The 2,421-nt window shown below is 68.4% G+C and carries 2 protein-coding genes and 1 pseudogene; all 3 read right to left on the reverse strand.

Going from position 1 to position 2,421, the window contains the following annotated elements:
- Nucleotides 1-378: pseudogene (locus BIS11_RS15185) on the reverse strand (aldehyde oxidase); the annotation flags it as partial.
- Nucleotides 371-1,975 carry a GMC family oxidoreductase gene (locus tag BIS11_RS15190; RefSeq protein ID WP_253586455.1) on the reverse strand — a complete coding sequence of 535 codons (1,605 nt, stop codon included), beginning with the start codon at nt 1,973-1,975 and terminating at the stop codon, nt 371-373. The gene BIS11_RS15190 and the pseudogene BIS11_RS15185, both read right to left, overlap by 8 nt.
- A gap of 77 nt (nt 1,976-2,052) precedes the next feature.
- Nucleotides 2,053-2,421: sorbitol dehydrogenase family protein (locus BIS11_RS15195; protein WP_253586456.1), on the reverse strand; the 369-nt coding region annotated here is incomplete at its 5' end.

Genomic DNA, 2,421 nt, shown 5'->3' on the forward strand with positions numbered 1-2,421 from the left:
GGCGTAGGCGGTGTAGGGCATCGCCGGGTAGAGCTGGCGGCCGTCGGCGCGCACGCCCCGGCGCAGCGCATCCGAGAACTGCTCGAGGGAGTAGTCGCCGATGCCCGCGTCAGTCGAGGGCGTGATGTTGGTGGAGTAGATCGTGCCCAGCGGGCTCTTGATCGGATGGCCGCCGCTGTAGGCGGGACGCCCCGGCTCCGAGTGGCAGGCCACGCAGTCGCCGGCGATGGAGACCGCCTCGCCGCGCTGGATGAGCTCGCGGCTCGGCGTGTCGGCCTGGGCGAGTGCGGCGCCGGCGATCCACGGGGCCAGCGCCAGCAGCAGGGCCTTATGCCGTGATGCCTCGTACCACCGGGGCTTGCAGAGAGGCTTAACCATGCTGCGTCTCCTCCAGGATGCGATCCGCGGTGCGCAGCGCCAGGGCCGCCGCGGTCAGGGTGACGTTGCAGGTGCCCACCGTGGGCATCACGCCGGTGCCGACCATGAACAGGTTCTCGTGGTCGTGGGCGCGGCCCCACTGGTCGGTGACGCTGGTGGCCGGATCGTTGCCCATGGAGAGCGTGCCGGTGATGTGCTGGCGGTTGGAGAACGCGCCTTCCTTGCTGTGCTTGATATTGGTGGCGCCGAGCATCTCGGCGATGCGGTCGTAGTGCTCGCGGGTCACCTCGGTGCCACGGCGCTCGTACTCGCCCACGTTCCAGTACATGCGCGGCGTGGGCAGGCCCAGGGCGTCGCGCTGGTCGCTCAGGGTGACGCGGTTCTCCGGGTCCGGCAACTGCTCCATGGCGTTCTTGAGCGCCAGGCGCCGGGCGGCGCGGTAGCGCACCTGCTCGTCGAGCGCGCGGCCGTGGTAGCCCTCGGCCAGAAGCTCCTTGGTGACCGAGGCGACCTTGGAGCCGTTGGAGATGTCGAGGCGAAACGGTGCGTGCTCGGCCCTGAAATCGCCGTCGCGGAAGTCGCCGATCGAGCACGGGCTGACCGGGCCACGGCCGGGCCAGACCGGCTCGTCGACATCGAAGCTCACGCTGATCGCCGGGTGATCGCACAGGTTGCGCCCGACGTTGTCGCGGGCGTTGGCGATGCCGTCTGCGAAGGTGTCGCTGGTCGACATCAGCAGAAGCTTGGGCGTCTCGATGGCGTTGGCGGCGAGCACCACGGTCTGCGCGGTCACCTTGTGGCTGGTCTTGTCCCAGTCGTAGTAGTGCACCGCGCTGATGCGGCCCTGACTATCGTGTTCGAGACGGTAGACCACCGCTTCGGTGACGATCTCGACGCCTTCGGCCTCGGCTTCCTGGGCGGCGAGCCCACCGTGGTACTGGGCGTCGATCGGGCAGATCGGCATGCAGTTGTTGTTGCCGCAGCACGCCGGACGGCCGCCGTAGCTTCTGCTGTTGCGCGCGGTGGAGTCGTCGATGACGCGATACTCGGGCGCCAGCCGCTCGGTGACCCGTTGCTGCAGGTAGGAGGCCGGCACCCGCTCCATGGGGAAGGGTTTGGAGCGTGGCGAACCGTTGTCCGGCTCGCCGCCAACGCCGGTGATCACCTCTACCTGGTAGTAGTACTCCTCCAGGTCGTCGTAGCCGATCGGCCAGTCGACGCCGACGCCGTAAAGGCTCTGGGTGCGAAAATCGTTGGGCACGTAGCGCCACATCTGCGCCGCCCAGTGCCAGGAGGTGCCGCCCAGCATGCGGATGTACTGCGCCTGGTAGGCGTGGGGGCCGGCCTGCTCCAGGTAATCGTTGGGCGTGGGCGAAAAGCGCGGGTGCGGCGCCATCTCGGAGTAGGGGTACGGCGCCATGAAATCGGACTTGAACGCCGACTCGCGGTAGTTCTGGACCAGCTCGCCGCGGCCCTTGCGCGGGCCGGACTCTAGCAGCAGCACGGAGCGCCCGGCGCGCGCCAGGCGGGTAGCGAGCAGGGACCCGCAGATGCCTGCGCCGACCACGACGACGTCGACGACTTGTTCGTTACTCATGGGGATATCTCGTTGTTTCAAAGCGACGGTCTTGGCGGCCTGGAGAGCATGGCCGCGTTGTCATGGTCGACAGCCCTTCAAGGCGCATGGCGCCAGCTGCCGCAGGGGCCGTAGGAGAAGCTCGGGGGGACCAGCTTGTCGGCGACGACCCGGTTGGCAAGGGCGTTGAGGTAGGTGACGTAGATCGCCTGATCGCCGCTGCCCACCACACCGGTGTACCAGCCGCCGAGCACCTGACGCGCCGTCGTCTCCTGGTCGGTGAAGTCGTCGCCGAAGTCCAGCGGCGAGCGCTCCAGAAGTGCCGGGCGCTCGTCGAGCAGCGCCTTGAGGCGTGCGAGCCGCTCACCGAAGCCCTCCAGAGCGAGCGTGGAAGCCAGCACCAAGGCGCCGGCCAGGTGCTCGTCGAGCTCGTCGCGCTGGGTGAGCTTTCTCGAGACCTCCAGGAA

Origin of the sequence: Halomonas sp. 707D4 (assembly GCF_024158685.1) — a bacterium.
GTDB lineage: Bacteria > Pseudomonadota > Gammaproteobacteria > Pseudomonadales > Halomonadaceae > Vreelandella.